The following is a 24289-nucleotide window of genomic DNA, read 5'->3' on the forward strand; positions in this document are numbered from 1 at the left end:
AAAAAGCGTCCCGTCCCGTTCCCTGGAGTAGATGGAGTGCTTCCCAAGGGCGCCAATCACGAGCCTGTGATCGTTCCGCCGGCAAGGTGACGCATGGAAACGTCCGCCGCTTGCGCGGTCCCCGCGCTTCGGGCAGCACAGCGGAACAAGACTCCCGCAAGGGAATGGTTGCCGGACCCGCGCTCCGCCTCCGGCCCAGGGATGGGCCGCTCGCCGCGCCGGATCGGGCAGGAGGGGGAAGCATGAACGTCCAGAGCGCCCGGCGCGCCAGGATCGCCTGATGGGGGCTGCCTGATGCCGGTGCTGCAAACCGTCGTTGACCCGCGCTCGGCCGATTTCGCGGAGAACGCCGCGCGCATGCGCGCTCTGGTGGACGACCTGCGCGCGCAGGCCGAGCGGGTGCGCGAGGGCGGCGGCGTTGCGGCGCGGGAGAAGCATCTCGCGCGCGGGAAGCTCCTGCCGCGGGACCGGGTGCGGGCGCTGCTCGACCCCGCCTCGCCCTTCCTCGAGGTCGGGCAGCTCGCCGGCCACGGCCTCTACGGCGGCGAGGTGCCCTCGGCCGGGCTGATCACCGGCATCGGCCGGGTGGAGGGCCGCGAGTGCATGATCGTGGCGAACGACGCCACCGTGAAAGGCGGCACCTACTTCCCGCTCACCGTCAAGAAGCACCTGCGCGCGCAGGAGATCGCGGAGGCGAACCGCCTGCCCTGCCTCTACCTGGTGGATTCCGGCGGCGCCAACCTGCCGAACCAGGACGAGGTCTTCCCCGATCGCGACCATTTCGGCCGCATCTTCTTCAACCAGGCGAACATGTCCGCCAAGGGCATCCCGCAGATCGCGGTGGTGATGGGCAGTTGCACCGCGGGCGGCGCCTACGTGCCGGCCATGTCGGACCAGAGCGTGATCGTGCGCAACCAGGGCACCATCTTCCTCGCAGGCCCGCCCCTGGTGAAGGCCGCGACGGGCGAGGTGGTCTCCGCCGAGGACCTCGGCGGCGCCGAGGTCCATTCCCGCATCTCCGGCGTGACGGACCACATCGCGGAGAGCGACGCGCACGCGCTCGGCATCGCCCGCCGCATCGTGGCCGGGCTGAACAGCCGCAAGCCCGCCTCGCTCGACCTCGCCCCGCCCCGCCCGCCCCTGCACGACCCGCAGGGCATCCACGGCCTGATCCCCGCCGACCTGCGCCAGCCCTACGACGTGCGGGAGGTGATCGCGCGGGTGGTGGACGGCTCGGAGTTCGACGAGTTCAAGCCGCTCTACGGCCCCACCCTCGTCACCGGCTTCGCGCGCCTCCACGGCTACCCCGTGGGCATCCTCGCCAACAACGGCGTGCTGTTCGGGGAGAGCGCGCAGAAGGGCGCGCACTTCATCGAGCTGTGCTGCCAGCGCGGCATCCCGCTGGTCTTCCTGCAGAACATCACGGGCTTCATGGTCGGCCGCAAGTACGAGAGCGGCGGCATCGCCAAGGACGGCGCCAAGCTCGTCACCGCGGTCGCCACCGCCACCGTGCCGAAGTTCACGGTGGTGATCGGTGGCAGCTTCGGCGCGGGCAACTACGGCATGTGCGGCCGCGCCTACTCGCCGCGCTTCCTCTTCATGTGGCCGAACGCCCGCATCTCCGTCATGGGCGGGGAGCAGGCGGCCTCCGTCCTCTCCACCATCCGGCGCGACGGGATCGAGGCGAAAGGCGGCACCTGGCCGGCCGAGGAGGAGGAGCGGTTCAAGGCGCCGCTGCGGGAGCAGTACGAGACGCAGGGCCACCCCTACTACGCCACCGCGCGCCTCTGGGACGACGGCATCATCGACCCGGCGGACACGCGCACGGTGCTGGCGCTCGCCATCTCCGCCTCGCTGAACGCCCCGGTCCCGCGCTGGGCGGACCGCGCGCCGGGCTTCGGCCTGTTCCGGATGTGATGGCCCAGGGGACGATGATGTTCGACACCATCCTCATCGCCAACCGCGGCGAGATCGCCTGCCGCGTCATCCGCACCGCCCGGCGCCTCGGGCTCCGCACCGTCGCCGTCTTCTCGGAGGCCGATGCGGGCGCCCTGCACGTCGCCATGGCCGACGAGGCGCGCCTGATCGGCCCCGCCCCGGCGCGGGAGAGCTACCTGCGGATCGACGCCATCATCGACGCCGCGCGCGCCACGGGCGCAGAGGCGATCCACCCCGGCTACGGCTTCCTCTCGGAGAACGCGGAGTTCGCGGAGGCCTGCGCCGCGGCCGGCATCGCCTTCATCGGCCCGCCGCCCTCGGCCATCCGCGCCATGGGCTCCAAATCCGCCGCCAAGGCGCTGATGGAGCGCGCGGGCGTGCCGCTGGTGCCCGGCTACCACGGCGATGACCAGTCCCCGGCCACGCTGCGGGCCGAGGCCGACCGCATCGGCTACCCGCTGCTCATCAAGGCCAGCGCGGGCGGCGGCGGCAAGGGGATGAAGGTGGTGGAGACCGCCGCCGGGCTGGAGGAGGCGCTGTCGCTGGCCAAGGGCGAGGCGCGCGCGGCCTTCGGCGACGACCACGTGCTGCTGGAGCGCTACCTCACCCGCCCCCGGCACATCGAGATCCAGGTCTTCGCGGACACCGGGGGCAACACCGTCTCGCTGTTCGAGCGCGACTGCTCCATCCAGCGCCGCCACCAGAAGGTGGTGGAGGAGGCCCCCGCCCCCGGCATGGATCCGGCCCGGCGCGAGGCCATGGGCCGCGCCGCCTGCGATGCCGCCCGCGCCATCGGCTATGTCGGCGCGGGCACGGTGGAGTTCATTGCCGAAGGCGAGACCTTCGCCTTCATGGAGATGAACACCCGCCTGCAGGTGGAACACCCCGTGACGGAGGCGATCACCGGGCTGGATCTGGTCGAGTGGCAGCTGCGGGTCGCCGCTGGCCAGCCCCTGCCGCTACGCCAGGAGGAGCTGCGCATCCACGGCCACGCAATGGAGGTGCGGCTCTACGCCGAGGACCCGGCGCGCGACTTCGCGCCCTCCATCGGCCGGGTGGATCACCTGCGCTTCCCCGATGGCGAGGGCATCCGCATCGATACCGGCATCCGCGAGGGCGATGCCGTGACGATCCACTACGACCCCATGATCGCCAAGATCATCGCCCACGGCCCGGACCGGGCGGCGGCGGTGGCCCGCCTCGCCCGCGCGCTGGCGGCGACGGAACTGGCGGGGCCGGCCACCAATCTCGGCCTGCTGCGCGCCATCCTCGCCCAGCCGGACTTCCGGGAGGGCGCGCTGGACACGGGCTTCATCGCCCGCCACGCCGATACCCTTCTCGCCCCCGCGGGCCCGGCCCCCCGCGCCGCGCTGGCCGCGGCCGTCGCCCACCTGCTGCTGGACCGCGCCGCCGCCGTGCCGGCCGACGCGGCCGATCCCCACTCGCCCTGGGGCGCCGCCACCGCCTGGCGCCTGAACGGCGACGGCTACCAGGACTTCACCCTCGGCGACGGCGAGGCGACCCACCTCATTCGCGCCCACCTGCGGGAGGACGGCTTCCGCCTGGACCTGCCGGACGGCCCGGCGGAGGTCTCAGCCACCAGGGGCCAGGATGGCCGCCTCACCCTGCGGGTGGACGGCCGCGCCCTCTCCGCCCGCGTGCTGCGGATCGAGGACCGGCTGACGCTCTTCCTGCCCGGCGCCGCCCACGCGCTGCGCGTGATCGACCCCCTGGCCCCCGCGGGCGGGGAAGGCCCCGCCGCCGGCCGCATCCTCGCCCCCATGCCCGGCCGCGTGCTGGAGGTGCTCGTCTCCGAGGGCCAGGCCGTCGCGCGCGGGGCGGTGCTGCTGGTGATGGAGGCGATGAAGGTGCAGATGCGCATCACCGCGCCCGCCGAGGGCACCGTCTCCGCAATCCTCTGCACCCCTGGAGAGCTGGTCGAGGACGGGGCGGAGCTCGTCTCCCTCGACTAACGGGGGAGAACGCGGCGAATTTCACTCGGTCGGCCCCTCGGCACGCCAGATGCAGCGGGAGGACGGTGCCGCCTCCGGACGCGGCCGCGGCACACGCCCACGGTTCCGGGCTATGCGCGGCCTGTCGCGGCGATGGCGTGTTCGGATTGGGGCCGCTCAGATGGAGAACGGATCAGCGATGTCGAAGACCGGAACTGGCCTGGGCGTTCTCTCGCGGCGCCTTGTTCTGGGAGCGCCGGCGCTGCTACTGCCGCGTCAGGCCGGCGCCCAGTCCCCATGGCCCGCGGGACCGATCCGCTTCATCACGCCCGCCAGCCCGGGCGGCTCGACCGACGTCATGGTGCGGCTGCTGAGCGAGGGCCTGTCACGGCGCTACCAGGTACCTTTCCCGGTGGATACGCGCCCGGGCGCGGAGGGGAGCATCGCAGCCCAGGCCTTTGTTCAGGCGGCACCGGGGACGGCGCTGTTCTTCACCAATGCCGGCACGGTCACGACCACGCCCGTGCTCATCCCCCGCCTCCCTTACGATCCCTGGTCGGACCTCGTGACGGTTGCGCCGGTGGCGACAGACTTCCTCGCCTACGCCGTGAGGCCGGACTTCCCGGCGGCGACGCTGCCCGAGGTGTTCGAGCGCATGCGGGCGCGGCCCGGCACCTACACCTGGTGTTCGGCGCCGGGCGGCACCAACCTGCTGACCAACGCCTACCTGCAGGTCAACAAACTGGACGCGGTGTTCATCAACTACCGCACGACGGGAGCGGCCGCCCTCGACACGGCGGCCGGGCGGGTCGACCTGGCTGTCCAGCCCCTCATTACCCTGGCCCCGCTGGTACAAGAAGGTAAGCTGCGCCTCCTCGCGGTGACCCCTTCGGTTCGCTCTCCCGCATGGCCGGACGTGCCGACGGCGAAGGAGGCGGGGCTTCCGGAGTTGCAGCTGGATCCCGTTTCCGGCGCCTTCGGCTGGAAGGGGATGCCGGGCGGCTTGCGGTCTCAACTCACCGCGGCGGTGCAGGACATCGTGCGCGATCCCGGGACAGTGCAGCGCATGCGCAGCCTCGGCCTGGTGCCCCGCATCGCCTCGGCGCAGGAGTACGAGCGCGATCTGCGGGAAACGGGCGTGCGGCTCGCAGAGCTGGCGCAGAAATACGGCGTCCGCTCGGATTAGCGCCCCTCGGGGGGAAGGCTCTCCGGGGCACGGTTTTTCGCCGCCCCTCCCTGGCTCGTTCCACGGAATCCCTTGGGGCCGCGGGGCGGCGGCCGATGCGCGCCGGGTGTGGGATTAGGCCTGATACCCTTCGTGCTCCTCCGGCGTTCTGCTCCCCATTAAAGGACGACCAGGGGGAGCACGCATGGCAGCGCTGGCGGCGGAACCGGAGGGCCTTCTGGCCGCCGGGCTGGTGGAGCGCGCCGAGGGCGCGGGCGCGATGATCCACGTGGCCCGCAGCGAGGCCCGCGCCGCCCGCCTGGCCCGCGCCGCCGCGGCGCTGGCGCCCGCCCTGGCCGTGCTGCACCTGCCGGGCTGGGACTGCCTTCCCTATGACCGCGCCTCGCCCTCCCGCCAGTCCATGGGCGGGCGCATGGCGGTGCTGCGCGCCATGGCGGAGCGGGGGGACCGCCCCGTGCTGCTGATCGCGGGCATCGAGGCGATCACCCAGCGCCTCCCCACGCCGGAAAGCCTCGACGCGCTCATCCTGCGACGGGGCGAGCCGCTGGACATCCCCGCGCTGGAAGCCGCGCTGGAGCGCCTGGGCTACGTTCTGGACGAGCGGGTGGACGAGCCCGGCGAGGCGGCGCTGCACGGCAGCGTGCTGGACATCTATCCGCCCGGTGGCGAGGCCCTTCCCTGCCGCGTCGAGCACGAGGAAGGGCGGATCGCCTCCATCCGCCACTACGACCCGCTGACGCAGCGCAGCCTGGATGACACGGTTGAATCCGTCACCCTCGGGCCCGCCTCGGAGGTGGTCTGGCCCGAGGGCTCCGAGGAGCGGCACGCGCCCGGGCTGGAGCACGCCCTGGCGGAGATCGTCCCCGACCTCGTTACCCCCTTCGCCCTGCTGCCCGGCGCCCCCGTCTCCCTCGACCCCGAGGTGGAGGAGCTGCGTCCCGGGCGCTGGGAGGAGGTGACGGACGCGCACCGCGCCCGCATCACCCTCGCGCCGCTGGAGGAGGGCGCGCGCAGCCCCTCCGACCCCGCCCGCCTCTACCTCGACGACGCCGCCTGGACGGAGGCGATGGATGGTCGTGAGCTGATGGCACTGGAGGCGCCCCCCGAGGAGCCGGAGGGCAGCACGCCCCGCTTCGTCGAGGGGGAGGAGCCGGAGGAGGCCTTCCTCTCCTTCCTGGAGGAGCGCGTGGCCGGGGGCGGCCGCGTGGCCCTGGCCGGGCGCGAGAGCCGCCGCGGCCGGGCCCTGTCCCGCCTGGTCCGCGATCGCCTGGGCTGGGAACCGGACCGCTTCCCCGATTGGGCCGCCCTGCGCGCCACGCCGCCCGGCCGCTTCGGCACGCTGGACGGGATGCTGGAGGCCGGCTTCGAGGCGGAGGGCATCGCCGTCGTCGCCCCCGGCGACGTGCGCCCCGCCGCCGCCCGCAAGAGCGAGGCGGAGAGGCAGGCGGCGCTCGGCCTGATGGGCACGGCCCTGCAGCCCGGCGACGCCGTGATCCACCTGGAGCACGGGCTGGGCGCCCTGCGCGGGGTGGAGACGGTGGAGGCGGGCGGGGCCGCGCTGGACACGCTGGTGCTGGAGTACTTCGGCGGCACGAAGCAGCTCGTGCCCCTGGACGAGATGGACCGCCTCTGGCGCTACGGCGCGGAGGCGGAGGGCGTCTCGCTGGACCATCTCGGCGGCGAATCCTGGCCGAAGCGCCGGGCGCAGGTGGAGGAGCAGGTCGCCGCCACGGCCCGCGCGCTGGAAGCGATGACGCGGGAGCGCGCCGCCCGCACAGCCCCCGCGCTGCGCCCGCGCGGCGGCGCCTATGCCCGCTTCGCCGCGCGCTTCCCCTACGCGCTGACGCCCGATCAGGAGGAGGGGATCGACGCCGTGCTGGCAGACCTCGCCTCCGGCCATCCGATGGACCGGCTGGTCTGCGGCGATGTCGGCTTCGGCAAGACGGAGGTGGCGCTGCGCGCCGCGGCCGTGGCGGCCTTGGCCGGGAAGCAGGTGGCGGTGATGGCGCCCACCACCGTGCTGGTGCGCCAGCACCTCACCACCTTCCGCCGCCGCTTCGCGGGCATGAAGGTGAACGGGAAGACCATCCGCATCGAGCAGCTCTCCCGCCTTTCCAAGCCCGCCGAGGCGAAGGCGGTGAAGGCCGCGCTGAAGGACGGCAGCGTCCATATCGTGATCGGCACGCAGGCGCTGACGGCGAAGGGCGTGGAGTTCGCCGATCTCGGCCTTCTCGTCATCGACGAGGAGCAGCGCTTCGGCGCCAAGCAGAAGGCCGCCGCCCGGGAACTGGGCGCGAGCACGCACCTGCTCTCCATGACGGCCACCCCCATCCCGCGCACCCTGCAATCCGCGCTGGTGGGGCTGCAGGAGCTCTCCGTCATCGCAACGCCCCCGGGCCGGCGCCAGCCCATCCACACCGTGCACGTGCCGATGGACGACGCCGTGCTGCGCCAGGCGCTAATGCGGGAGAAGCGGCGGGGCGGGCAGAGCTTCGTCGTGCTCTCCCGCATCGAGGACCTGCCGGAGATGCGGAAGCGCGTGGAGGAGCTGCTGCCCGAACTCTCCATCATCGAGGCCCATGGCGAGCTGCCGGCGGAGGAGGTGGACACCGCCCTGGTGCGCTTCGCGGAGGGGGACGGCGACGTGCTGCTCTCCACCAACATCGTGGAGACGGGGCTGGACGTGCCGCGCGCCAACACGATGCTGGTCCACCGCGCGGACCGCTTCGGCATCGCCCAGCTTCACCAGTTGCGCGGCCGCGTCGGACGCGGGCGGGTGCGGGGCAGCATCGTGCTGATGACCGATGCCGCCGACCCGCCCTCTCCCCTCACCCTCAAGCGGCTGAAGGCGCTGGAGGCACATGACCGCGTGGGCGCTGGCTTCGCCATCAGCGCGCGTGACATGGACCTGCGCGGCGCCGGCGACCTGCTGGGCGAGGAGCAGGCGGGCCACGTGAAGCTCATCGGGCTGGATCTCTACCAGCACCTGCTGGACCGCGCCCTCCGGGAGGCACGCGGGGAGACGGTGGCGGACGACTGGACGCCCCAGCTCTCAATCGGCGTCCACGCCGCCATCCCGCGCGAGCACGTGGAGGAGGAGGCGGTGCGGGTGGAGCTGCACGCCCGGCTGGCCTCCATCCTCCGCCGCGGCGACGCCGTGGCCCTGGGCGACTTCGCCGAAGAGGTGGAGGACCGCTTCGGCGCGCCGCCGGAGGCTCTGGCCAACCTCCTCGCCCTGGCCGGGCTGCGCCTGCGCTGCCGCCGCCTGGGGATCGCGGAGCTGAAGGTGGGCCCCAGCGCCGCCGCCGCCGCCTTCCGCGGCGAGCCGCCCGCGGCCGATGCGCCGCTGGAACGCCGGGGAGACCGGATCGTGCTGCCGCGCGAGAGCAAGGATGCCGCCGGGCAACTGGCGGCCGCGACGGAGCTGCTGGACCGCCTCTCGAAGCGGCGCGGGAAGAAGGCTCGGGCGGAGAATTTGGAGGAGACCCGCCCGGCGGCGTAGAACCCCTTTCGTCATGCCAGGACTGGAGGACGCCATGGACGCCGCCCCGCAAATCCGCCTCACGGAACTCGCGCACGGGGGCGGCTGCGGCTGCAAGCTCGCGCCCTCGGTGCTGCAGAACCTTTTGTCCGGCCAGGCCATGGCCACGCCGTTCAGTCAGCTCCTCGTCGGGACGGAAAGCTCCGACGACGCGGCGGTGTGGCAGGTGAACGACGAGATCGCGATCGTCGCCACCACGGACTTCTTCATGCCGATGGTGGACGACGCGCGGGATTTCGGCCGCATCGCCGCCACCAACGCCATCTCCGACGTCTACGCCATGGGCGGCAAGCCGGTGATGGCGCTGGCCATCCTCGGCATCCCCGTGAACAAGCTGGACCCGGCCGTGGTGCGGGAAATTTTGGCGGGCGGCGCCTCCGTCTGCGCGGAGGCGGGCATCCCCGTCGCCGGCGGGCACTCCATCGACTGCCCGGAGCCCGTCTACGGCCTCGCCGTCATCGGCATCATCCACCCCTCCAAGGTGCGCCGGAACACGGGCGCGCGGGCGGGGGACGCGCTGATCCTCACCAAGGGCATCGGCGTCGGCATCTACTCCGCCGCGATCAAGAAGGGCGTGCTGCCCGACGGCGCCTACGACGAGATGATCGCCTCCACCACCCTGCTGAACCGCGTGGGGGCGGAGCTGGCGGAAGACCCGGCGGTGCACGGCATCACGGACGTGACGGGCTTCGGCGTGCTCGGCCACGGGCTGGAGATGGCGCGGGGATCGGGCGTGGCGCTGCGGATCGGGGCGGATTCCGTCCCCCTGCTCTCCCGCGCCTCGGAACTGGCGCAGGCCGGGCACGTCACCGGCGCCTCCCACCGCAACTGGGACAGCTACGGCGCCGAGGTGGAGCTGCCGGACGGACTGCCTGACTGGCGCCGCGCGCTGCTGACCGACCCCCAGACCTCCGGCGGCCTTCTCGTCGCCTGCGCGCCGGAGGCGGCCGATGCCGTGCTGGCCCGCATCGGGGCCGCGGGCTATCCCCTGGCCCGCCGGATCGGCACCGCCGAGGCCGGCCTACCGCGCGTGGTGGTGACCTGACGCGCCCTCGCGCGTTGCTGCTGGCATGAAGGACGGGAGCGGCATGATGCGGTTCGGGGCAGGAATGATCGCGGTGCTGGCCGGGCTGGCCCTGGCGGCCCCCGCCGGCGCCCAGAACGCGCCGAACGCGGCTCCCAACTCGGTCGCGAATGCGGCCGCGAACGCTGCGACCCGGCCGGGCCAGCCCCCCTCCAGCCAGAGCACGGCCGGGGCGGAGTGCAACGCGGGCGGCAAGGCCGAGGAGGCCACGGGCCCGGCCCCGGCGGCGCGCGACGGCACCGCCCCGGGCAGCGCCGGCTCCACGGGCTGGAGCGGCGGCACGGGCGGTTCCTACATCGGCAACAACCCCGCGGGCGCCTCGCGCGATTCCGCCACCTGGCAGCCGCCGACCGCCCGCGGGCTGGACCCGATCGGCGCGCCGCTGCGCCCGCGCGCCGCCTGCTGACGCCCGGGCGGTAGCGGGGCGCGCGACTTCCTCCTAGCCTTCGGCCGTGCCGGAGAGCACAGGAGGAATACGCCCATGTCCCAGTCCCGCCGCAGGATCGGATTCGGCGCCGCGATCGGCGCCGCCCTGCTGGCCACCGCGCCCCTGGCCCCGGCGGCAGCCCAGACGAGCGATGCGGCCGGCGTCGCCGAGGCCGTGGAGGCGCTGCGCCAGGCCATGCTCTCCGCCGACCGCGCCAGGCTGGAGGCCGTCGCCGCCGAAGGCCTGAGCTACGGCCACTCCTCCGGCCGCGTGGAGAACAAGGAGCAGTTCGTCGCCGCCATCGTGGAGGGGCGGAGCGTGTTCCGCAGCATCGCCCTGACGGAGCAGACCGTCGCCACCTCCGGCGACGTCGCCCTGGTGCGCCACATCCTCTCCGCCGAAACGGCCGATGGCGGCCGGCCCGGCACGGTGCGGATCGGGGTGCTGCTGGTCTTCCAGAGGCAGGCCGGCGGCTGGAAGCTGCTAGCGCGGCAGGCCGTGCCCCGCCCGGCCTAGAGGGCCTGCCTGGAGGATCAGTGCGGCTTCGCCTCCTCGAGCCGGAGCCGCAACCCTTCCGCGTTGAAGAACTCGCCCTCCCGGATCAGGGAACGGTCCTCGTGCAGCTTGCGGGTCAGCGACTGCAGCCGCGCCCTGGCCTCCGCATCCGGCACCAGCCCTTCCCGTCCGGCGCGGAAGAACACGGCCGCGTCCCAGGCCACCCCCGCGCCGGAGAGGAGCCCGGCCATCTCCGGCCAGCGCGTCTCGTCGCCCACCACGTGCAGCCAGGCCGACCGCAGGGGTTCCACCGTGGTGTCCGTGATCCGCATCAGCACGAAGAGCACGGTGAAGTCGCCCGCCTCACGGTGCGTGGCGATGATCCAGTCGTCGAAGTCCGTCTCGGCGGGCGCGGTCATGCGGGGAACCCCGGCGGCGGGCAGGAAGGCCGGCCAGACCGGGAGTAAGACCGGGAGCAGGACACCCCCGTGCTCCCGCGCAGCCCGTGCCATAGATCGGAGGAGCGGGCCCCCCTGGCCCAGGCTCCCTCCCGGAACGGCCGGGTAGGGGGGCTGCCGCACGGGTCCGCGGAAAGGCGACATGGCGGCATCGAGGGGCGGGCTGAGCGCATGGCCGGAAGGTAGCCGCCCCCTGCCGGCGACGGTAGGGATGGCGGGCCCGTTGCCCCCGCGCGCAGATCTCCGTGGGGGCTGTGCCCGCTGTTCGCGCCAGGCCTGCGGAACCCGCTGCGGCGGCAAGCGCAGCGCACCCGTGATCCAGTCCTCCAGGCGCGGCGGGTCTCCCCCGTTCAGCCCTCACCCAGCCGGGAAGCGGGGTAGGCGGCCGTCCTCGCGCGGAGCCCCGCCTGGGTGATGCCGTAGGCCCGCATCGTCCGCGCCCCGTCCGCCAGGTTGTCGTCGTTGAAGCCGAACGTCATCTCGCCGCCCTCCGCCCAGCCCAGGGCGATCGCGGCCTCGAGGTCGGCGAGAACCGGCTCGTCGGGGACCGGGCCCAGCGCCGGCCGGTGGGTGAACCAGAGCTCCCGCCACTGCCCGCGCGGGAGAAGCCAGGCAAGGGCGCGTCGGGGATCGGGAAGACGCTCGTCCGGGCCGTCCGCCATCCGTCCCCTCCCGCCAGCGCCCGGCCTTCCAGGCCGCGAGCATGCCATCGGCCGCGCCCCTCGGGTAGCAGGCGGCCGCGCCCGCCTCCCCGTCGCCCGGGGCGCCGCGGCAAGGCTGGTGCGGGGCCGGCGGACTGATACGATCGAATGATGAATCGCCGCTCCCTCCTCGCCGCCCTGGCCGCCCCCGCCCTGGCCAACCCTGTCCTGGCCATCCCGGCTCTTGCCCAGGGAACCTGGCCCAACCGCCCCGTGCGGGTGATTGTCCCGTTCACGCCCGGCGGCTCGACCGACGCGATGGCGCGCGTCACCGCGGCCAAGCTGACGGAGAAGCTCGGCCAGCCCTTCGTGGTGGAGAACCGGCCCGGCGCCAACGGCGCCATCGGCGGGCGCGCGGTCGCCGAGGCGGCGCCCGACGGCTACACCCTGTGCTTCTCCGCCTCCATCCAGGTGCTCGCCCGGCAGGTGATGCGGAACCCGGGCTACGACCCCGTGGCGGACCTGCAGCCGATCATCCGCACCGGGCGCGGCCCGCTGCTGCTGCTGATGAACCGCAACCGGGCCCCGAACACGCTGGCCGAGCTCCTGGCCGCCGTGCGGGCCAACCCGCGGGACTGGCCGGTTGCCGTCTCCTCCCTCGGCGCGGCGGGCCACCTCGCCACCATCGAGTTCATCCGGCAGGCCGGGGTGGAGCTGGTGCAGGTGCCCTATCGTGGCACGGCCCCCGCCATCACGGACGTCGTCGCGGGCAATGTCTCGCTCGTCTTCGAGCCGATCCTCGCGACCTGGCCGCCCGCACGCGACGGGCTCGCCAAGGCCCTGGCCATCACCTCCGCCGCCCGCAGCGACGCCGCGCCGAACGTGCCCACGGCGGCGGAGGGCGGGATGCCGAACCTCGACATCCAGTCCTGGTGGGGCCTCTGGGGACCCCGCGGGCTGCCCGCCGAGGTCGTCGCGCGCGTCGGCGACGCGCTGCGGACGGGCATGATGGAGCCCGACGTCTTCGCGCGCGTCGGCACCCTCGGCATCGAGCCCATGGCGGAGACGGGCGAGGAGTTCGCGGCCTTCATCCGGCGGGACGTGGAGCGGGCCACCTCCCTCCTCCAGCTCGCGAAGTTCCAGCCGGAATAGGATTGCCGACGCGGAGCCCGGGCGGGTGGGCGCGCGATCCCCTACCCCGGCTTCGGGCCGGGCCGGGGCGCGGAGGGGCCGGGAATTGGCGGAAGAGAATGGGAGTCGAACCCACCCGGGACAGTCTCGCTGCCCCACCCGGATTTGAAGTCCGGACGCCCCACCGGGGACGATTCTCCTCCGGCATCGGTGGACACGCGGAACAGGTCCGCGCGGTGCGGATTTATGCGGCGCAGGTCCCCCCGGCGCAAGGTGACGCCGTGGCGGTCCAGGAAGTCGAGGATCTGGATCGCCACCTTCCGGCCGTTGTCCATCCGGTCCCGGAAGGCGGCGGCGGTGATCCAGCCATCGGGCGCGGCGGCCGACACGTCGCGCGCGATCTCCACCATCTCCGCCGTGGTGGCGCGCAGGAAGAAGTGGTCCTGCGCCAGCTGGTCCACCCGGCCCAGCCGGGCGCAGAGCCGCATCACCCGCCGGATCTCCGGCTCCGTCGCGCCCAGCACGGGCACCAGGTCGCGCACGCGGGGCGGGCGGAAGCGGGCCTCGCCGCCGAGATGCGGCACGGCGGCCTCGTACAGCGCCTCGTCCGCCGGGTTCAGCCGCACCTCGTGACCGGGCAGGCGCACGAAGGCGCCCTCCAGCACCACCGCGCCCTCCGCCGCCAGGCGATCCAGCGCGGCCAGGAAGGCGGGCTGCGGCAGGCGGGGGCGGGCGAGCATCCGCAGCCTCTCCCGCCCGATGCCCTGGATGTCCGGGTTCTCCTCGTGGTAGCGGCCCGCCTCCTCCTCCAGGCTGGCGCGGAAGCCCGCCCACCCGCCGGCGGAGAGCGCGGTGCGCCGCCCGCCCCCTTCCAGCACCACGGCCCCTTCGGCCAGCGCGGCCTCCTGCGCCGGCCCGAGCGCGTGGTCCCGCGCGAAGCCGTCCAGTTCGACGAAGAAGGGCGGCAGTTCCAGCAGCCGCGCGAGGGCCTCCTGTACGGGGGCCTGCAGGGCCTCCAACACCGCCAGCCGCTCCGGCGTGCGGCGCTTGCGCGCGGGCGCCCGCAGGTCGAGGAAGCGCCCGCCGCCGATTGTGCGCTGGGCCGAGACGTCGCGCAGGATGAAGCGGTCCCCCACCGCCGCCGCGATCGGGCGGTCCAGCACCAGCTGCACGGCCGCGCGCCCGCCCGGTGCCACCGGGCCTTCCAGTGGTACCAGCCGCGCGCCCACCTCCTCCCCCGCATGGTGCAGGCGGGCGGGGAACCACTGGCCGATGGCCTTCGGCTCGCCCGCCAGCGCGCGGAACTCGGCGTCGATGCGGTCCGTGGGCGCGTGCAGGGCGGCGTCGAGCACGGTATCGCCGCGCGAGACGGCGTCCTTCGAGACCCCCTCCCCCGCCAGGTTCAGCGCGCATCGCTGCCCCGCCATCCCGCGCGCGGCGGGCCGGTTCTGCGCGTGGATGGAGCGCACGCGCGCGGCGAGGCCGAGCGGGCTGATCACCACCGCATCGCCCACCGAAACGGCACCGGACAGCACCGTGCCCGTCACCACCGTGCCCGCGCCGGGCAGCACGAAGCTGCGGTCCACCGAGAGGCGGAAGCGCCCGCCCGCGTCCCGCGCGCGCGTCTCCGCCTCGGCCTGCGAGAGCAGCGCCTTCAGCTCCACGACGCCCTCGCCCGTCACGGTCGAGACAGGGACGATCGGCACGTCGCGCAACGCTGTGTCCGCCAGCAGCTCGCGGATCTCCGCCTCCACCTCCGCGCGCCGCGCCGCATCGGCCAGGTCCGCCTTGCTCATCGCCACCGCACCCCGCGCGATGCCCAACAGGTCGAGGATGGCCAGGTGCTCGCGCGTCTGCGGCATCACCCCGTCATCGGCGGCCACCACCAGCAGGGCGAAGTCGATCCCGCTGGCGCCCGCCAGCATGGTGTGCACGAAGCGCTCATGCCCCGGCACGTCCACGAAGCCGGTGATGTGCTCACCCTCCCCCGCATAGGCGAAGCCGAGCTCGATGGTGATGCCGCGGGCCTTCTCCTCCTTCAGCCGGTCGGTCTCCACCCCCGTCAGGGCGCGGACGAGGGCGGTCTTGCCGTGGTCGATATGGCCTGCGGTGCCGACGATCATGGCAGGGGCTCCCTTGCCCGGCGCCCGGCCTCGGCGATGCCGTCCGGGTCCAGGGCGGCGCGCGCGGCCGACATGAAGGGACGGGCCAGGGCGCTGCCCCCGGCCTCCGCGCGCAGCAGCAGGGTCAGAGCGGACACGCCGTCCTTCGGGACGCCGGCGCCGAGGTGGTGCGCCGCGCCCAGCATGGCCTGCCCGTCCGCATCGCCCAGCGCGGCAGCGCGGGACCACCAGCGCGCGGCCTCCGCCACGTCCCGCTCCACGCCCATGGCGTGGTGGTACAACATGCCCACCCGCGTCATGGAGGGGGCGACGCCCTGCGCGGCCGCCCTCTCCGCCCAGAGCCGGGCCTCTACGGGATCGGCGGGCATCACCTCGCCCTCCAGCAGCATCCAGCTCAGCATGTCCTGCGCCAAGCCGTCCCCGGCTTCCGCGGCACGGCGATAGAGATCGGCGGCCTTGGCGAAGTCCGTCTCCACCCCGCGCCCGCCGCGCAGGTACAGCGCGGCCAGATTGCGCTGGCCCGGCGCATGCCCTGACTCGGCCGAGAGCGTCAGCCACTTCAGCGCCAGCGGCGGGTCCTGGGGCACGCCCAGCCCTTCCGCGAAGCAGGCGCCGATATTGGCCTGCGCCCGCGCATTCCCGGCCCGGGCCAGCGGCTCCCACAGCGCCAGCGCCGCCGCATAATCCCCGGCGCGGAAGGCGGCGAGCGCGTCCTCCAACGGATCGGGCCTCGGATCGGGCGCGGGCGGGGCCGCGCGCCGGAAGCGGTCAAGCCAGCCCATGGATCCCCGGCAGGGCGGACAGACTCTCCAGGAACGCCGCCTCGTCCATCAGGCAGCGCAGATCCAGCACCAGGGCGCCATCCCGCACATGGCCGATGACAGGGCGCGGCAGATCCCGCAGCGCCGCCGCCAGCGCCTCCAGGTCGCGCCCGCGCGGGGCGGTCAGCCGCAGCCCGGCGCTGGGCAGCGTGTCCACGGGCAGGGCGCCGGAGCCGATCTGGCTGCGGCAGGCGCAGACCTCCACGTCGATGCCCGGCGGCAGGTGCTGCGCCACCAGCGGCAGCAGGCGCCCGGCCTGCGCCTCGATCTCCGCCCCCTTGCGCGCCAGCAGGTGCAGCGCCGGCAGCCGCTCCGCCAGCCGGTCCGGGTCGCGGTAGAGCTTCAGCGTCGCCTCCAGCGCGGCGATGCGGATCTTGTCCACCCGCAGGGCCCGCTTCATCGGGTTGCGGTTGATGGCCGCGATCAGGTTGCGCCGCCCGACGATGAAGCCGGCCTGCGGCCCGCCCAGCAGCTTGTCGCCGGAGAAGGTGACGATGTCCGCCCCCTCCGCCACCGCCTCCCGCACCGTCTGCTCCTTCGCCAGCCCCCAGCGCGAGAGATCGACGAGCGTGCCGGAGCCGAGGTCGTTCATCACGGGCACCCCGGCCTCCCGCCCGATCGCCGAGAGCTCGGCGCCGCCGACCTCCGCCGTGAAGCCCTCGATCCGGTAGTTGGAGGGGTGCACCTTCGCGATCAGCGCCGTCTCGGCCCGGATCGCGCCGCGGTAGTCCCTGGGATGGGTGCGGTTCGTCGTGCCCACCTCCACCAGCCGAACCCCGGCCAGCGCCATGATGTCGGGCACGCGGAAGGCGCCGCCGATCTCGATCAGCTCCCCGCGGGAGACGATCGCCTCCCGCCCCGCGCCGAGCGTGTTCAGCGCGATCAGCACGGCGGCGGCGTTGTTGTTCACCAGGGTGGCGTCCTCCGCCCCCGTCAGCTCCCGCAGCAGGCCGCGCAGGTGGTCGTCGCGCTCGCCCCTCCGGCCGGTGTCCAGGTCGAACTCCAGCGCCACGGCGTCGCGCATGGCGGCGGCGGCGGCCTCCACCGCCTCCTCTGCCAGAAGGGCGCGGCCGAGATTGGTGTGCAGCACCGTCCCGGTCAGGTTGAACAGCGGCCGCAGGTTGGACCGGTCCCGCGCGGCCAGCCGGGCCCCGGCCGTGGCAGCGATCGCGGCGGCGTCCGGCAGCGCGCCCGCGGCCCGTGCCTCGGCCAGCGCCGCGCGCACGGCCGCCGTCACTTCCGCGCGCCCGAAGCGCGAGACCAGGGGCGTGCACTCCGCCGCGCCCAGCACCCGGTCCACGGAGGGAAGCGCCCGCAGCGCGGCCTTGTCGGGCACGGGGCCTAGTAGCCGATCAGGAAGGGGTCGAAGCCGGCGCGCCGGTACTCCGTGCCCTGCATCAGCAGGTCCAGGCCGAGGCTCGCCACGTCGTCCGCCACCGGCTCCAGCGAGGGGTTGTTCTTGTGGTACAGGATCTTCACCCAGCTCCGGCAGGAATCGCAGGTCTCGGCCTTGATGGCCGGATCCCGCCCGCCCTCATCCGCCGCCTTGTAGCCCACGCCCTTGGTGGAGCCGCAGGCCAGGCACTTGATCCGCACCTCGTTCCAGTGCGTGCCGCAGAAGGCGCAGGCCGCGTAGCGCGCGCCCTCCGCCCCCGGCCGCTCCACCACCAGCGACGCGACGGGAGGGCCGCCGCAGACCGGGCAGACGCCGGTCTCCACCGGCACTAGCTTCGCCGCGTCCAGCGTGGAGGCCAGCCGCGCCGCCTCCACCTGCACGGCGGCGGAGAGGAAGAGGTGCTGCGGGATCGCTTCCAGCGGGATGGCATCGGCCACCACGTTGCCGAGCATCTCCCGCATGGACTCCCCGGGCGCGCGGCGCAGCCACTCCAGCGCGTCCTGCGCGGGCTGCGGCTTCGCCACCGGCACCATGGCATCGAGGAGGGGGCCGATCACCGCCCGCAGCCCGGGGGAGTCCGGGAAGGCGTTGCGGTCCAGCGGCGGCATCTTGCCCTCCCGCGCCCGCTCCACCTGGGCGGCGGGGATGGGCTCGGCAGGTGGCAACGCGTCCGCCACCGCCGCCTGCGCCTCGCAGAGCCCGGCCAGGAAGCGGAGGTAGGGGGCCATGTCCCCCGCCTGGCCCAGCGCCGCGAAGCGCTCCGCCCGCGCCCGGAACAGGCGGCGCGGATCGGGCAGCACGGCGAAGGGGGGCGGAAGAAGGCGCCCGATCACCGAAGGATCGGGCTGGATGCTCTCGAAACCGGACATGTCACCTCGGCGGGCCGGACCGGCCACGCCCCTTCTGGATTACTCGGCCGGGTCCACCCGCTTCTGCGCGGCGACCTGCCGAAGCCACTTGCGGTGGTGGCGCCAGGCCCAGCCCGCCGTCACGTCGCCACGCGTCATCGCCCGCAGCGTGCCGCGCGTCCAGATCCCCGCGTAGACGTGCAGGATGAACACGCAGATCGCCAGCACCGCCGCGATGGAATGGGTAATCACCGCGATCCGGCGGATGGGGATGTCCACGTAGTCCGCGAAGTACTGCTCCCAGATCAGGACGCCGCTGATGATCAGCACCAGGATCAGCCCGGCCATGGCCCAGAAGATGAACTTCTGGCCGGCGTTGTACTTGCCGAGCTCCGGAAGGTTCTCCTCCCGCGCCGCCACGATGTCGCGGAACCTGGACAGCCACACCCAGTCCACCCGCTGGGGCAGGTTGGCCCGCCAGAGCTGGAGGAAGAAGACGTAGAAGCTGACGAAGAGCACCACCCCGATCCAGGGGTGCCACGCCCGCGTGTTCTGCCCGCCCCCGAACAGGCCCGTGAGCCAGTAGAGGGAGGGCGTGAACAGCGCGAGGCCGGAGAGCGCCAGCAGGATCAGGCTGGCCGCCGTGATCCAGTGGTTCAGCCGCGCCAGCGGGCCGTAGCGGCCCACCGTGCTCGGCTTGCCGGGGTGGATGACATCCCCGGGCTGGACGCGCTCCACCATCAGGCCCGATCCCCCTTTCCGGTGTCCGGGGTCTCGGGACCGGGCGGCGGCACGGGCTTGCCGTGGACCAGGTCCTCCCCGTGCTCGTCATCCTCCTCCGTCACCCGGTTGGGCCGGGCGAAGACGCCGTGGATGAGGCTGCCGGCGGCCAGGAAGCCCATGGCGGCAAGGCCCACATACTTCGTCACGCCCTTCCAGGTCTGCACGATCGGGGAGATGCGGGGGTTCTCCGGCAGGCCGGAGTAGATGCCCGGCTTGTCGTTGTGGTGCAGCACGTACATCACGTGCGTGCCGCCCACGCCCGGCGGGTCGTACAGCCCCGCATTGGCGTAGCCGCGGGACTTCAGGTCCGCGATCCGCCCTTCGGCGTGCCGCTTCATGTCCTCCTTCGTGCCGAACACGATGGCCTGGGTCGGGCAGGCCTTCGCGCAGGCGGGGCCCTGGCCGACAGCCACGCGGTCGGAGCAGAGGGTGCACTTGTAGGAGCGGTGATCCGCCTTCGAGATGCGGGGGATGTTGAAGGGGCAGCCCTTCACGCAGTAGCCGCAGCCGATGCAATTCTCGTGGATGAAGTCCACGATCCCGTTCGTGTACTGCACGATCGCGCCCGGCGCCGGGCAGGCCCGGAGGCAGCCGGGATCCGCGCAGTGCATGCAGCCATCCTTGCGGATCAGCCACTCCAGGTTGTCCGTCTCCGGGTTCACCCATTCCGTGAACCGCATGAGCGTGAACATGTTCTCGGTCAGGTCACGGGGATTGTCGTAGATCCCGTGGTTCGAGCCGATGTCCGGCGCCGTGTCGTTCCACTCGATGCAGGCGGACTGGCACGCCTTGCAGCCGATGCACTTGGAGACGTCGATCAGCTTCGCCACGGGGGTGAGCTGCCGCTGCGGCGGCGGCAGGTCGCCCGTGGCGGAGCGGCGGACGAGGTCCGCCTCCCCGAAGCCCGCGGCCACGGGCGTGACCGGCGGGTTGGAGACCGCGGTGCGCGGGCTCTGGTAGGCGGTGCTCCCGCTCATGACTGCACCCCCGGGGCCGTCGTCGGTTCAAGGTTGACGAGGAAGGCCTTCACCGCCGGCGTCTCGATGTTCGCCTCGCCGACGGGCGCCGTCAGCGTGTTCACGCTGTGGCCCTTCTTCGCGGCGCCCATGAAGCCCCAGTGGATGGGCACGCCTACGATGTGGACTGTCTTCCCGTCGCAGATCAGCGGCCGGATGCGCTTGGTGACGACGGCGCGCGCCTTCACCGATCCGCGCTTGGACCACACGCGCACCCAGCTTCCGGCCGAAACCCCGCGCAGCGCCGCCAGCTCCTCCGAGATCTCCACGAAGAACTCGGGCTGCAGCGTGGCATTTACCGCATTGTGCTTCGTCCAGTAGTGGAAGTGCTCCGTTAGCCGGTACGAGGTCGCGAAGAACGGGAACTCGTCCGCGTTGCCGAAGCGGCCCACGTCGCTCTCGAAGATGCGGCCGACCGGGTTGCCGCGCATGCGGCGGTTGAACACGTTCTGCACCGGGCTCTCGAAGGGCTCGAGATGCGAGGGGAACGGCCCGTCCCGCATCAATCCCCGGGCGAAGAGGCGCGAGACCCCCTCCTGGTTCATAATGAAGGGCTGCACCTCGCCGGGCCTGGACGTCGGGCCGATATCCGGCACGTCGTCGCTCACCCACCTGGCGCCGTCCCACTCCAGCAGCTTCCGGCTGGGATCCCAGGGCCGGCCCTGCGTGTCCGCGGAAGCGCCGTTGTAGAGGGTGCGGCGGTTCAGCGGCCAGGCGAAGGTCCAGTTGGGGTGCGTGCCCAGCCCCGAGGGGTCGCGGTTGTCCCGCCGGGCCATGTTGTTGCCCGCCTCGTTGAAGCAGCCGGAATAAATCCAGCAGCCCGACATGGTGGAGCCGTCGTCCCGCAGCTGGGAGAAGTTCACCACCTGCTTGCCCGCCGGCACCAGCACCCGGGAAGGATCGGCCGGGTCGCGAAGGTCGGTGAGCGCGCGCCCGTTGATCTCGCGCGCCAGCTCCTCCGGCTCCGGCTCCCTGGGGTTGTGGTAGTCCCAGGAGAGGTTCAGCACCGGGTCGGGGAAGGCGCCCCCTTCCTTCTTGTACAGCTCCCGCATGCGGAGAAGGATCTCCGCCATGATGGCGGTGTCCGGCCGCGCCTCGCCCGGCGGGGTCGCCGCCGGCCAGAACCACTGCAGCCACCGCCCGGAGTTGGTGAGGGACCCCTCATCCTCCGCGAAGCACACGGTGGGAAGCTGGATCACCTCCGTCTGGATGCTCCGGGTGTCCACGTCGTTGAACTCGCCGTGGTTCTCCCAGAAGCGGGCCGTCTCCGTCTCCAGCGGGTCCATCGTGATGAGGAACTTGAGCTTGGAGAGGGCGGAGGTGGTCTTCGCCCGGTCCGGCACGGCCATCAGCGGGTTGAAGCCCTGGCAGATGTAGCCGTTCACCCGCCCCTGGTTCATCAACTCGAACATCCGCAGGATGTCGTAGGCCGGGACGTCCAGCTTCGAGAGGTAGTCGTAGCACCAGTCGTTGGAGGCCTGCGCCACCTCGCCCCACATGGCCTTCTGGAAGGAGACCATGAACTTCGAGTAGTTCTGCCAGTAGCTCGTCTGGCCCGGGCGCAGCGGCTTGAACTGCCGCGACCGCATGTAGGTGGCGTAGTCGGGCTCCGCCTCGGACGGCATGTTCAAGTAGCCGGTGAGGAGGTGGGACATCAGCCCCAGATCCGTCAGCCCCTGGATGTTGGAGTGCCCGCGCAACGCGTTCATCCCGCCGCCGCGCAGCCCGATGTTGCCGAGGATGAGCTGCAGCATCGCCATGGCGCGGATGTTCTGCGCGCCGTGGGAGTGCTGGGTCCAGCCCAGGGCGTACATCGACGTCATCACCTTGTTCGGCGCCGACGTCTCCGCAATCATCTGCGCGACGCGCAGGAACTTGTCCTGGGGCGTGCCGCAAATGTTGGACACCATCTCCGGCGTGTAGACGGAGACGTGCTGCTTCAGCAGGTTCCAGACGCAGCGCGGGTGCTCGAGCGTCGGGTCGACCTTGGCGAAGCCGTCATCCCCGATCTCGTAGTCCCAGCTGCTGCGGTCGTAGTCCCGCTTCTCCTCGTCGTAGCCCGCGAACAGGCCGTCCTGGTACCCGAAGCCCTCCTTCACGATGAAGGCGGCGTTCGTGTAGGCCTTCGTGTACTCCCACTGCACCTTGTCGTTCGTGATGCAGTAGTTGATCAGGCCCAGCAGGAAGGCGATGTCCGATCCCTGCCGGATCGGGGCATAGAGGTCGGCGACCGAGGCCGTGCGGGTGTAGCGCGGGTCGACGACGATCAGCTTGGCGCCGCGGTGCGCCTTCGCCTCCGTCACCCACTTGAAGCCGCACGGGTGCGCTTCCGCCGCATTGCCGCCCATGACGACAGCGAGGTCGGTGTTCTTGATGTCGGTCCAGGAGTTCGTCATCGCTCCACGGCCAAATGTCGGGCCCAAACTGGACACCGTGGGGCCGTGTCAGACGCGCGCCTGGTTATCGAATCCGACGATCCCGAGCGCCTTGACGACCTTGAAGGTCGCCCAGGCCGTCTCGTTGGTGGTGGCGGAGGCGGCGAGCATCCCGGTGGTGGTCCACCGGTTCACCGGCAGCCCTGCCCGGTTCTTCGCCACGAAGTTCGCGTCGCGGTCGTCCTTCATCAGGCGCGCGATGCGGTCCAGCGCGAAGTCCCAGCTCACCCGCTCGAACCGGTCGGAACCGGGCTTGCGGATCATCGGGTACTGCAGCCGGCTCGCCGACTTCACGAAATCCTTGAGCGCCGCGCCCTTGGGGCAGAGGGTACCGAGGTTCGTGGGGTGATCGACATCGCCCTCAATGTGGATCAGCTCGGCGCGCTCGCCCTTGCGTCGATCGCCGCGGGAGTAGGCGATGATGCCGCAGGCGACCGAGCAGTAGGTGCAGATGCTGCGCGTCTCGTTCAGGTTGGCGAGCTTCAGGGGCCTGACATGGGCCGCCACCGCGGCCTCCGCCTCACTGAAACCCATCGCCCCGAGTGACGTGCCAGCAACGCCCGCGCCGGCGACCTTCAGCAGGCCGCGCCGCGAGAGTTCCATGTTCATGTGGCCCTCCCAGACCTAGTGCCGCGTATCAAGATAACACCTGGGATAATACCCGGTTCCCTCAGTACCGGGCAAGCATATGGCCCGAAGCGGAACTATTCGTGACGCGATACTGAGGATGAGAACCAAACTCATCTAATGGGCCGTCCGTGAGGCCCGCCGCAGGGCCGCGTCGCCCGGGGCCGTGGGAGCGGAGAGCCGGCCCGGCCGGATGCACCCGCCCCGGCACTCCCCCGGGCCGGTACCGCCGGAGAAATTGAACCGGCCGTCGAACCGGCCTATCTCACGCCCTCCGCCCCAGATTTTCCGGGCGGCGTGACAGCAGGGGAAAGCAGGCCATTCCTGACGCCGACCGGTCGATCGACCCGCCGACCGGGCCTCTCCCCGGACCCGCGCCCTTCCCGCTCCGCCCGGGCGAGACGGCCCTCGTCACCGGCGCCTCCGGCTTCCTCGGCTCCTCCGTCGCCCGCGCCCTGGCGGCGCGTGGCCTGCGCGTGCGGGTGCTCGTCCGGCCCTCCAGCCCGCGCGGCAACCTGGAGGGGATGGGGTGGGAACCTGTCTCCGGCGACCTGACCGACCCCGCCTCCCTCCGCGCTGCCATGGAGGGGGCGCACCACCTTTTCCACGTCGCGGCCGACTACCGTCTCTGGGCGCCCGACCCCTCCGTGCTCCACCGGGTGAACGTGGAGGGCACGCGCGACCTGATGCGCGCCGCCCAGGAGGCGCGGGTGGAGCGCATCGTCTACACGAGCAGCGTCGCCACCCTCAGACTGGCCGGCGCCACCGGCCCGGTGGACGAGACCTCGCCCCAGGATCCCGCGGCCGCCATCGGCGCCTACAAGCAAAGCAAAACCGCCGCCGAGCGCGTGGTGGAGGCGATGGTGGCCGGGGAAGGCCTGCCCGCCGTGATCGTGAACCCCTCCACCCCCATCGGCCCGCGCGACATCCGCCCCACCCCCACCGGCCGGATCATCCTGGACGGCGCCCGGGGCAAGATCCCGGCCTTCGTAGAGACGGGGCTGAACTTCGCCCATGTGGACGACATCGCCGAGGGGCACCTGCTGGCCTTCGAGCGCGGGCGGATCGGGGAGCGATACATCCTCGGCGGCCAGGACGTCTCCCTGCAGGCGTTCCTGGCGGAGGTGGCGCGGCTCACGGGCCGCCCCGCCCCGCGCGTGAAGCTGCCGCGCGGTCCCCTCTACCCCCTGGCCTGGGGCGCGGAGGCGGTGGCGCGGATGACGGGGAAGGAGCCGATCCTGACGGTGGACGCGCTGAACATGTCCCGCTACCGGATGTTCTTCACCTCGGCCAAGGCGGAGCGGGAGCTGGGCTACACCGCCCGCCCCTGGCAGGAAGGGGTCTCGGACGCCATCGCGTGGTTTCGCGGGGCGGGGTATCTGTAGGG

At 72.7% G+C, this 24289-nt stretch carries 17 protein-coding genes, 1 tRNA gene and 1 pseudogene; 9 read left to right on the forward strand and 10 right to left on the reverse strand.

What is annotated here, in order from left to right; translation table 11 throughout:
- Positions 1-294: 294 nt before the first annotated feature.
- The 7 genes from VQH23_RS02100 to VQH23_RS02130 all read left to right on the forward strand — a co-directional run bounded on the left by VQH23_RS02100 (position 295) and on the right by VQH23_RS02130 (position 10644).
- Positions 295-1917 (forward strand): carboxyl transferase domain-containing protein, encoded by a 1623-nt coding sequence (locus tag VQH23_RS02100; protein ID WP_338663963.1) that lies wholly within the window; start codon positions 295-297, stop codon positions 1915-1917.
- A gap of 17 nt (positions 1918-1934) precedes the next feature.
- Positions 1935-3911: an acetyl/propionyl/methylcrotonyl-CoA carboxylase subunit alpha gene (locus VQH23_RS02105; protein ID WP_338666035.1), complete on the forward strand. Its 1977-nt coding sequence runs from the start codon at positions 1935-1937 to the stop codon at positions 3909-3911.
- Between the two features lie 178 nt (positions 3912-4089).
- Positions 4090-5076: a tripartite tricarboxylate transporter substrate binding protein gene (locus VQH23_RS02110; protein WP_338663964.1), complete on the forward strand. Its 987-nt coding sequence runs from the start codon at positions 4090-4092 to the stop codon at positions 5074-5076.
- Positions 5077-5260: 184 nt separating this feature from the next.
- The gene (locus VQH23_RS02115; protein ID WP_338663965.1) at positions 5261-8578 is read left to right on the forward strand and encodes a DEAD/DEAH box helicase; all 3318 of its coding nucleotides are present in this window, start codon (positions 5261-5263) and stop codon (positions 8576-8578) included.
- A 13-nt stretch (positions 8579-8591) separates the two neighbouring features.
- Complete coding sequence (gene selD, locus VQH23_RS02120) at positions 8592-9662, forward strand: selenide, water dikinase SelD (RefSeq protein ID WP_338663966.1); 1071 nt, start codon at positions 8592-8594, stop codon at positions 9660-9662.
- A 25-nt stretch (positions 9663-9687) separates the two neighbouring features.
- Entirely contained in the window at positions 9688-10107 is a 420-nt protein-coding gene (locus VQH23_RS02125) for a hypothetical protein (protein WP_338663967.1), read from the forward strand.
- 75 nt (positions 10108-10182) lie between these two features.
- Positions 10183-10644, forward strand: a complete 462-nt coding sequence (locus tag VQH23_RS02130) for a nuclear transport factor 2 family protein (RefSeq protein ID WP_338663968.1) — start codon at positions 10183-10185, stop codon at positions 10642-10644.
- 17 nt (positions 10645-10661) lie between these two features.
- Here the strand turns inward: VQH23_RS02130 and VQH23_RS02135 are convergent, their stop codons facing one another.
- Positions 10662-11042: a hypothetical protein gene (locus VQH23_RS02135; protein WP_338663969.1), complete on the reverse strand. Its 381-nt coding sequence runs from the start codon at positions 11040-11042 to the stop codon at positions 10662-10664.
- A 389-nt stretch (positions 11043-11431) separates the two neighbouring features.
- Positions 11432-11743, reverse strand: a complete 312-nt coding sequence (locus tag VQH23_RS02140) for a hypothetical protein (RefSeq protein ID WP_338663970.1) — start codon at positions 11741-11743, stop codon at positions 11432-11434.
- Positions 11744-11890: 147 nt separating this feature from the next.
- On the opposite strand from VQH23_RS02140, the gene VQH23_RS02145 reads away from it, so the two are divergent.
- Entirely contained in the window at positions 11891-12874 is a 984-nt protein-coding gene (locus tag VQH23_RS02145) for a tripartite tricarboxylate transporter substrate binding protein (protein ID WP_338663971.1), read from the forward strand.
- An 86-nt stretch (positions 12875-12960) separates the two neighbouring features.
- On the opposite strand, the gene VQH23_RS02150 is transcribed toward VQH23_RS02145, so the two are convergent.
- The 8 genes and pseudogenes from VQH23_RS02150 to fdnG all read right to left on the reverse strand — a co-directional run bounded on the left by VQH23_RS02150 (position 12961) and on the right by fdnG (position 22884).
- Positions 12961-13056 (reverse strand) — tRNA-Sec (locus VQH23_RS02150).
- Between the two features lie 102 nt (positions 13057-13158).
- A pseudogene (gene selB / locus VQH23_RS02155) lies at positions 13159-14976 on the reverse strand (selenocysteine-specific translation elongation factor); the annotation flags it as partial.
- Complete coding sequence (locus tag VQH23_RS02160; protein WP_338663972.1) at positions 14973-15758, reverse strand: tetratricopeptide repeat protein; 786 nt, start codon at positions 15756-15758, stop codon at positions 14973-14975. The pseudogene selB and the gene VQH23_RS02160, both read right to left, overlap by 4 nt.
- Positions 15745-17133, reverse strand: a complete 1389-nt coding sequence (gene selA, locus VQH23_RS02165) for an L-seryl-tRNA(Sec) selenium transferase (protein WP_338663973.1) — start codon at positions 17131-17133, stop codon at positions 15745-15747. Before selA ends, VQH23_RS02160 begins: the two co-directional genes overlap by 14 nt.
- A 5-nt stretch (positions 17134-17138) precedes the next feature.
- Positions 17139-18062: a formate dehydrogenase accessory protein FdhE gene (gene fdhE, locus VQH23_RS02170; protein WP_338663974.1), complete on the reverse strand. Its 924-nt coding sequence runs from the start codon at positions 18060-18062 to the stop codon at positions 17139-17141.
- Positions 18063-18101: 39 nt separating this feature from the next.
- Positions 18102-18782, reverse strand: a complete 681-nt coding sequence (locus tag VQH23_RS02175; RefSeq protein ID WP_338663975.1) for a formate dehydrogenase subunit gamma — start codon at positions 18780-18782, stop codon at positions 18102-18104.
- Positions 18782-19801: a formate dehydrogenase subunit beta gene (gene fdxH, locus VQH23_RS02180; protein ID WP_338663976.1), complete on the reverse strand. Its 1020-nt coding sequence runs from the start codon at positions 19799-19801 to the stop codon at positions 18782-18784. The genes VQH23_RS02175 and fdxH overlap by 1 nt, the downstream gene beginning before the upstream one ends.
- Positions 19798-22884 (reverse strand): formate dehydrogenase-N subunit alpha, encoded by a 3087-nt coding sequence (fdnG, locus tag VQH23_RS02185; protein WP_338663977.1) that lies wholly within the window; start codon positions 22882-22884, stop codon positions 19798-19800. Before fdnG ends, fdxH begins: the two co-directional genes overlap by 4 nt.
- 359 nt (positions 22885-23243) lie before the next feature.
- Here fdnG and hpnA point away from each other — a divergent pair, with 359 nt between their 5' ends.
- Positions 23244-24287: a hopanoid-associated sugar epimerase gene (hpnA, locus tag VQH23_RS02190; RefSeq protein ID WP_338666036.1), complete on the forward strand. Its 1044-nt coding sequence runs from the start codon at positions 23244-23246 to the stop codon at positions 24285-24287.
- Positions 24288-24289 lie beyond the last annotated feature (2 nt).

This window comes from Pararoseomonas sp. SCSIO 73927 (assembly GCF_037040815.1).
Classification (GTDB): Bacteria; Pseudomonadota; Alphaproteobacteria; order Acetobacterales; family Acetobacteraceae; genus Roseomonas.